The organism is Pricia sp., from assembly GCF_041745955.1.
Lineage (GTDB): Bacteria > Bacteroidota > Bacteroidia > Flavobacteriales > Flavobacteriaceae > Pricia.
Map to the genome: position 1 here is coordinate 1 of NZ_JBGTHY010000063.1, position 8139 is coordinate 8139.

Annotated in this window: 4 protein-coding genes; all 4 read left to right on the forward strand. The window is 43.7% G+C overall.

Annotated features, from left to right (window positions below):
• Positions 1–1568 (forward strand): alkaline phosphatase (locus ACEW8S_RS02060; RefSeq protein ID WP_373516525.1); only part of this gene is annotated, 1568 nt, incomplete at its 5' end.
• Positions 1569–1953: 385 nt separating this feature from the next.
• Positions 1954–5046: a SusC/RagA family TonB-linked outer membrane protein gene (locus tag ACEW8S_RS02065; protein WP_373516526.1), complete on the forward strand. Its 3093-nt coding sequence runs from the start codon at positions 1954–1956 to the stop codon at positions 5044–5046.
• Positions 5047–5091: 45 nt separating this feature from the next.
• Positions 5092–6837: a RagB/SusD family nutrient uptake outer membrane protein gene (locus ACEW8S_RS02070; RefSeq protein WP_373516527.1), complete on the forward strand. Its 1746-nt coding sequence runs from the start codon at positions 5092–5094 to the stop codon at positions 6835–6837.
• A gap of 115 nt (positions 6838–6952) precedes the next feature.
• Positions 6953–8029 (forward strand): phosphatidylinositol-specific phospholipase C1-like protein, encoded by a 1077-nt coding sequence (locus ACEW8S_RS02075; RefSeq protein ID WP_373516528.1) that lies wholly within the window; start codon positions 6953–6955, stop codon positions 8027–8029.
• The last annotated feature ends 110 nt before the right edge of the window (positions 8030–8139 follow it).

Sequence of the window (8139 nt, forward strand, 5' to 3'; positions counted from 1 at the left end):
GGAGTTTGGAACGGCTTTATTTCGAACCTCTGCAAGAAGCACTTGCCCTTGGACTGGACCGCCCAAAACAACTACAACTACTTATCGATATCAAGTCGGAACCCTATGCCACGCTTGATGCCATCATCAAAACCTTGGAAAAGTATCCATTTATTCATGAGGATAATAGCATAACCATCACCATTTCCGGCAACCGTCCGAAACCATTGGAATACCTGGACTATCCGGATTATATTTTTTTCGATCATCAAAGTTTGGATGCCATAGAAAATCCGGCCATCCTCGAAAAAATAGCCCTTATCAGTCTGAGCTTCAGGAATTTCTCCGAATGGAACGGCAAAGGGAGGCTGACTGCCAATGACCTAAAAATTGTGTCGGGTACCATAGATAAAGCGCATGCCTTCGAAAAACCATTCCGTTTCTGGGCCACGCCCGATGCAAAGACCGCTTGGAAGGCCTTTTCCGATTTGGGCGTAGATTTTATCAATACGGATATCCCTTTCGAATGTGTACAGTATCTAAACACACTACCAAATAGATATCATCGCAACATCGAATTTTCGGAAGTCTATCGACCGACTTTTGCTACCGACGCTTCCAACAAGGCCGTTGAAAATATTATTTTGATGATCGGTGATGGTAATGGTTTGGCACAGATTTCAGCTACCGCATTGGCTAACAAGGGCGAGCTTTCATTAACCCAATTGAAAAGTATCGGCCTATTGAAAACGCGGTCCGCCGATGATTTTACAACGGATTCCGCGGGGGCGGGTACTGCGCTGGCCACAGGTGTGAAAGTGCCAAATCGGGCCATCGGTATGGATGATGAAGGCAAGCGTTTAGCGAATATTACGGAACTACTTGCCAAAAAGGGATTTGTTTCGGGTGTGGTAACTACGGACGAAATAACCGGCGCTACACCGTCCGCGTTCTATGCGCACCAAAAGGATAGGTCGATGGCGGAAGGAATTTTAGAAGATCTATTGGAAAGTCCACTTTCCCTTTTTATATCCCAAGGAAATCTGAACACGGCAAAAAAGGATGTATTCGGTGATTATGCGATGCTATCTACTTTGGATGAGGTCGGAAGAAACAAGAAAGATAAAATAGGATTTGTGATGTCAGGGAATTCCAAGGCGACAACGACCAAAAATGGACTGGCCAGTGCAACCGAAAATGCCTTACAGTTCTTGAAAAGCAAGAATAAACCTTTCTTTTTGATGGTCGAGGGGGCAAAAATCGACTCCTTCGGCCATGAAAATGATATCGGGGGCGTTATTTCCGAAGGTATCAGTTTTGACAGGGCGATTTCCGAAGCCTTAAGATTTGCCGATCAAAATCCAAGTACGTTGGTCATCATTACCGCCGATCATGAGACGGGGGGACTTACCCTACCCCAGGGAAATATCGAAAAAAGCGAGATCGAGGGCGATTTTACAACACATGACCATACGGGCGTGATGGTGCCTATTTTTGCTTACGGCCCTCGATCGGATGAATTTCACGGGGTTTATGAAAATACCAAGGTGTTTGATAAAATCATCAAGGTGTTGAGAATTAGTGAATAAGGCGAAGCTGTCGCTACTATCCAGCGGGAAGCATCCAATCGAAAGCCATGTTTTGATTAAACAAGCCAAATATGTTTTACTTTTATCTTAGAGTATTTTTGGTTTCCTGAAAAGGAATTTTAAGCTCAGCTAAAGCCTATCCTAACGGAAGGTTGAATGCAATATTATAGGATTATGACAAAAAATGAATAATCAAAAAACCATAATTACATGTAACTAAGAATAGAGATTTGGTTGTAAGTTATTGTTAACACAACCCTAAAGCTTTCTTAACAATGCCTCGCTCGATATAGAATACTTTTGGGGCGGAAATAAAAAGAGCCTGCTGTAACAAGATCTCTAAAAAAGCATCGAAAATTTCATAGAAATTCAACACTTAAATTTTATGTATTCAAAATTCCGATTATCTAAAATCATCTTTGCTATTGCATATTTGATTACCTCGGCCGGGTTTAGTGCTAGTCCATCCCATGTAACCCTTAAAGTTTTTGAAAACAAGGAAGTTATTAAAATAAACGACTCTTTTTTAAATTTAGTATACATTCAACAATCGATTTCAGGTACGGTTACAGACGAAACAGGAGCGCCGTTGCCAGGAGCAACAGTTCTTGTTAAAGGAACAACAAACGGCACAACAACAGATTTTGACGGAAATTTTGTTATTGATGCCGATGCCGATGCCGATGCCAATCTTGTAATTTCTTATTTGGGATATTCTCCGAAAGAGGTTCCCGTGAACGGGCAATCAAAAATAACGGTTCAATTAGATCCGGATGCCACGCAATTGGATGATGTTGTTGTGGTTGGTTACGGTACCCAAAAAAGGTCTGACGTTACCGGCGCCATCGCTTCTGTTAAAAGTGAGGATTTTAACCAAGGAGTGGTTACGAACCCAGGTGAACTTTTGCAGGGTAAACTGGCCGGTGTCAACATTGCCTCCAATAGTGGTGAACCAGGTGCCTCACAAAATGTGATTATTAGGGGTATCGGTAGTTTGCGTTCCGGAACACAGCCGCTTTACGTGGTCGATGGCTTTTTGCTCGACAATTCGGCTACCGGCTTTGACACCAATCCGCTAAACTTTCTGAACCCAAGCGATATTGCGAGTATCGATGTGCTAAAAGATGCCAGTGCCACAGCCGTATATGGATCTCGGGCATCTAATGGGGTTGTAGTAATTACCACTAAAAGAGGAAAATCGGGAAAAACAGAAATGAATTTTTCGGTTTCCACCGCTTTATCGTCCATGGCCAATACAATCGATGTGTTCGATGCCGGTGAGTTTCGCAGGCAAGTGCCGGCCGTTGGCGGAACCTTGGAGGATTTTAGTGCCAATACGGATTGGCAAGATGAACTGAACCAAACCGGCGTGTCGAATAATCTCAATTTCTCCATGAGCGGGGCCACCAACGAGAAATTTTCCTATTATGCATCGGCAGGTTATCAAGATCAAGAAGGAATCTTGAGGAACAGCGAGCTAAAACGGTATTCTGGGAAATTGAACATGAACCAAAAGGCGTTGAACGGCAGGTTGAACGTGGATTACAACCTGACGGCCTCCCATACTGAAAATTTAAGGCCTGATATCCAGTCCACCATCAGCGATATGCTTAGTCTAAATCCCACGATTTCCCCATTTACGAACGGTGAGCCTACCTTGTTGAATACAAACGCTTTGAATCCTATCAAAAGGTATGATCTATATAGCGACATGGCCATAAATAACCGTATTTTGGCGAGTATTTCACCATCGTTGGAAGTAGTGGATGGCCTTGTTTATAAATTGAATCTCGGTGTCGACTATTCCGCCACCAATAGGGACAAACAGTACAAACCCTTTCCGGAAGTGGTAAACGAATCCAATGTTTCAGATGGACAATTGGAAAGTAATATTCTATCAAATACCAATCAGCTGGTAGAAAATACACTTACCTATACCTGGAACAACGATGTACACAACGTTGTTCTATTGGCTGGACATTCTTACCAAAAGTTCTTGGAAGAGACAAGGGAATTTACCTACAGGGGCTTTGCGGATAATAATATCGAACCCCGGTTCCAAGACCAGACCAGTACGGATGAATATCCTACTTCGGTACGGTCTTCCGCCGTAAAGAACGAGCTGCAGTCTATCTTCGGCAGGCTGAACTATTCGTATGCCGATAGATATCTGTTGACCGCTACGCTTCGGGCCGATGGTTCCTCCAAGTTCGGAAAGAATAACGAGTATGGCTATTTCCCGTCTGTTGCCTTGGGATGGAACATAAGCAATGAGGATTTTATGGTCAGTTCGGTTTTCGATAATTTAAAGTTGCGTGCCAGCTGGGGCCAAACGGGCAATCAGGAAATCCCCGCCAAGATTACAAAAGCCAGTTTTTCGGAAGACAGATTGATAGAGGGTGCCGAAAGTCTCAATACGTATCCCATAGATACCGACGCCACTTCGATTGAAGGTTATCCCTATGGAATTGTTTTTGCCCGTTTGGCGAACCCAGACCTTCAATGGGAAGTATCCACACAAATAGATATAGGAATCGATTTCGCACTTTTTGATTATCGATTGACCGGTACCTTGGATTATTTCAATAAACAATCTTCCAATATATTATTGGAAGTTGTTCCGGCCGATCCCGTTGAGCCAACCGCTACTTTTTGGAACAATATCCCGGATATGAAAATCCAGAACAATGGTATTGAGATGGCATTGGATTACAATAGCGACCCACAGCGCGACTTCACCTACAATATTGGCGGCAACGTTACCTACATTCAAAACGAGGTAAAAGATTCCCCCTATACAGTTTTGACTACAGGGGCGGCCCAAGGTTCCGGCCAAACCGGGGCGACCATTAATGGCTATATCAATAATGAACCGATAGGTGCCTTCTATATGCTCGAATTCGATGGTATCGGTTCCGATGGCCTGAATCAATTCAGGGACACCAATGGGGATGGAGAAGTGTTGGATAATGACCGTAGGGTTGTGGGCAGTGCAATCCCTGATTTTATATATGCGTTTTACCTGAATTTTAAGTATCAAGCTTTTGACCTAGGCCTGAATTTCAATGGTGTAACCGGAAACGAGGTTTACAATCATACGACCATGACCCTGTTCAGTAAGGCGCAACTGGCTCGATCGAACAATACGACCGATTTTGCGGTACAGTTTCCCAACGAGTCGATCAACAATTCCAATACCGTATCGACACGTTATTTGGAGGATGGCTCTTTTTTAAGATTGAACAACGCTACACTGTCCTATAAGTTGAGTTCGGACGAAATCGGATTTGGGGATGCGTTCCAAAATATCCGTATTTCGCTAACAGGTCAAAACCTTTTTGTACTAACCGATTATTCAGGATTTGACCCGGAAGTCAATACGGGATCGACCTCTGGGGAAATTCAAACTTTTGGAATAGATCGGTTTACGTACCCAAAGGGAAGAACATTTTTAATCGGTCTTAACGTGACATTCTAAAGAAAAGCGTTACAATTCAAAACAGTCTCTTAAAAAACAAACAAAATGAAAAGTAAAAAATTTTACAAAGCACTGCCGATAGCTGCCTTTCTATACATATTTTTCGGCTGTACCGACTTGGAGGAAGAAGTTCTTGATGAGTCGCTGACTGGAACCGGCCAAGCCGAAGTGGTGAGCGGCTCCATAGCACCGGTATATGGCCTCCTCCGTCAGGTGTGGTTGCATACGGTTAACTTTGGACTTCAAGAGGTAGCCTCCGATGAAGGTATCCTTCCCTATCGTGGGGGTACCGACTGGTTCGATGGCGGTAAGTTCATAGCGGTCCACCAGCATCTTATGACCCCCGGCAACAGTTTGGTAGGGGATTCCTGGACGTTCATTACCCAAACTATATCGAGATCAGTATTGGCCGAGGAAAGATTAATACCAGAAGCTGAAACTGGTAATGTAACTGCACAAAATGCACTTTACGAAATGACAGCTATGAAGGCTTATCTCAATATGTTGGCCCTTGATAATTGGGGCCTCGTTTTCAAAAAGCAGAATTCGGAAGAACTATCCGAAATCTTGAGGGGGCAATTAGCCATCGATTACATTGAAAACGAACTTTTGTCGGTCTTGGACGTTATAAATACGGATGAGGGTCCGGGCAGGTTTACCAAAGATGCCGTAAGTGCCCTATTGGCCCGGTTATATTTGAATGCCACCGTATACCGCGATCCTTATGGTACGCCTAACTTTACAGAGGCCGATATGGATAAGGTGATACAATATACAGACGATATCATTGCTGGGCCCTATGCATTGTCACCTGAATATTTTGATCTGTTCAATGATGATAACAATAGTAATCCTGAACTTATATTCGCCCTTGACCAAAGGGGCGTACTTCAGACCGAGCACAGTCGCTGGGCCTATTGGCCGATTTCAGGTGATCAGATTCCAAGACCGGAATTTCCGAGCACGCGTGGAACCGATGCGGTGGGTGTTACCCCTGATTTCTATCAGACCTGGGTGGATGCCTACGGCAATGTTGATCCGGCCGATGCCGATGCCCGTTTCTTTAAAGAAAATACAATCATACCGGATGAGCTGAAGGACCTTACCGGGGTGAACCCGAACAACGATTCGGATCATTTTTATTGTGTGGAGGCCGAGCAGTTTGAAATCGATAGGGGAATACTTCGGGGTGTTATTTGGGGCCCTAGAAAAGACGACGGAGGTAATATTTTGACCTGCGACGATGGAACGGTACGCATATATCCCGTTATAAATAGAAGAAGTAGTGGTGCCGACCTCCGCTATGTCGACCATACGCTCAAAATTGATTTTACTGACGAGGGCAGTTTACATAACGCAGGGTACCGGTTCTCAAAATATCAGTTCAGTCATACCGCTCCCAACTGTTGTGCGAATAGTAGCGTTGATTTGGTTTTGATCCGCTTGGGCGAGATTTATTTGATGCGTGCCGAGGCCAAGTTAAGAAAAGGTGATAACGCTGGAGCTTTGGCAGATGTCAATACCTTAAGAACCTCTAGAACTGCCCGTCCAGAACAGATTCCCGATGCGTTGACCGCGATCGACATGGATATTTTATTCCGTGAAACCGGATTTGAACTGTACTGGGAAGGTTTTAGAAGAAACTATCAAATACGTTTTGGCAAATACGAGGGAAGTTGGACGGGGAAGACCGACGCCGATGTTAACAAAAGGCTGTTCCCGATTCCTCAAAAAGCAATCGATGGAGCTTCGAGCGAACAAGGTTTTTTAGTACAAAACGCAGGATATTAAACCAATATAACACCAAAAAGATATGGCAAGAAAGTTTATTTCTTGCCATATCTTTTTCAATATTTAATTAAACGCTACAAAATAAAAGAGTCAAATTACTATTGAACCCAACCCTATGAAAACGTTTTACGCAATATTTTCACTGATTCTGTCCAGTCTATTTTTCAATAGCTCCGTGTACAACCCGAGTTTAAAGGAAATTAGGTTGAACGATATACAGGTTATAGGAAGCCACAATAGTTACAAGGTGGCCATCGAACCCCCGATTTTAGACTATCTCTTTCAACTCGATTCTGCCACGGGCAGGGGTTTGCAATACGAGCACCCCCCTTTTACGGAACAGTTGGATTTGGGCCTACGCAATTTAGAACTTGATGTTTTTAACGACCCCGAAGGAGGCTATTATTCAAATCCCGCAGGTCTTGATATTGTCAGGGCTTCCGGAAAAACGCCGTTACCGTTCGATAAAGAAGAAAAACTGAAAGTACCCGGCCTTAAGGTCTTCCACGTTCAGGAAATCGATTTTAGAAGCAACCAACTGCTTTTTAAGGATGCGCTTATCGAGCTTAAAAGGTGGTCTGATAGAAATCAAGGGCACACGCCAATTATCGTAACGATAAATGCAAAAGATGGGGAAATTCCCAACACCCGAAAACCATTGGTCTTCGACGCCAACGCCCTTCAAACCATCGATACCGAAATTCGGAGCATCTTTCCCGAAGAAAAATTGATTACTCCCGATTTGGTGCGAGGAAAACAAACCAATTTGGAAAAGGCGGTACTTAAAGATGGATGGCCCAAGTTAGCTACTATAAAAGGGAAATTCTTATTCGTTTTGGATGAGGGGGGTGCAAAACTGGACCTTTATCTTCGAAAGTTCCCAGCACTAAAAGGAGCGACTCTTTTCGTAAACAAAGCCGAAGGAAATCCTGAAGCGGCGTTTCGGATCGTTAACGATCCTATTGCCGATTTTGATAAAATAAAGGAGTTGGTCGCCTTGGGCTACATGGTACGAACCCGTGCCGACGCTGATACCAAGGAGGCGCGCGCGAACGACTATTCCAAATTTGAGATGGCAAAAGAGTCCGGCGCCCAAGTTATTACGACCGACTATTATGTTCCCAGTAAATTATTCGAATCGGATTATAAGGTTATTTTTGGCGATGGTACGTATGAACGTATTAAGAAGTGACCTTAGTTTAGTATGCAGTGTACGTCAAAAGTAATTTTATACTTTGTTTTTCTGTTCGCTTCCTGTTCTGAAAAGAACGTCACCGAAAAACATGCTAATACCGAATCAGG